Genomic DNA, 539 nt, shown 5'->3' with positions numbered 1-539 from the left:
TCAGCAACACTGCTCAGCGGCCGGTTCTGCCAAGCGGTGATGTCCTCTAATATGTTATCGGTGACTCTTGAGACAAGAGAGCTTGAGATGTCGACATCGTAGAGCTCTTTAATGCTCTCTACGATCTCAGTGGTGGTTTGACCCTTGGCGTAAAGGAATATGATTTTATCATCGAGACCTGAGATACGGGTTTGATGCTTGCGCACGAGTGTAGGTTCAAAGTCACCATGACGGTCTCTTGGGGTGGATATCTCAAGCTCGCCTGTGTCGCTACGGACGGTCTTTTTAGTGTGACCGTTGCGTTTGTTTGGCTTGTCTGATTTCTCATGCTTAGGATAGCCGAGATGGTCTTCCATCTCAGCTTCTAGTGCAGTGTCGATAAACGACTGCATGAGCTGCTTTTGGAAGTCTTTGATGTCATCGAAGCTTTTCATGCTACCAGCCATCTGCTGGGCCAGTTTTTTAATGTCGTTTTGGTTAGTCATTGCTTATTCTCCTGTTAATGGATTATAAGCAGTTACACAGTTTTTAGGAAACTC

The 539-nt window shown here is 46.0% G+C and carries 1 protein-coding gene; it reads right to left on the bottom strand.

The genetic code is table 11. The features are described from left to right. Positions 1-485 (bottom strand): transposase (locus JMX91_RS13275; protein WP_201549631.1); only part of this gene is annotated, 485 nt, incomplete at its 3' end. Positions 486-539: the final 54 nt, after the last annotated feature.

The sequence above is a fragment of the Psychrobacter sp. Pi2-1 genome (assembly GCF_904846645.1).
Taxonomy (GTDB): domain Bacteria; phylum Pseudomonadota; class Gammaproteobacteria; order Pseudomonadales; family Moraxellaceae; genus Psychrobacter.
The sequence above is the reverse complement of the archived record's forward strand: the minus strand, read 5'-3'. Positions and strand labels throughout refer to the sequence as shown.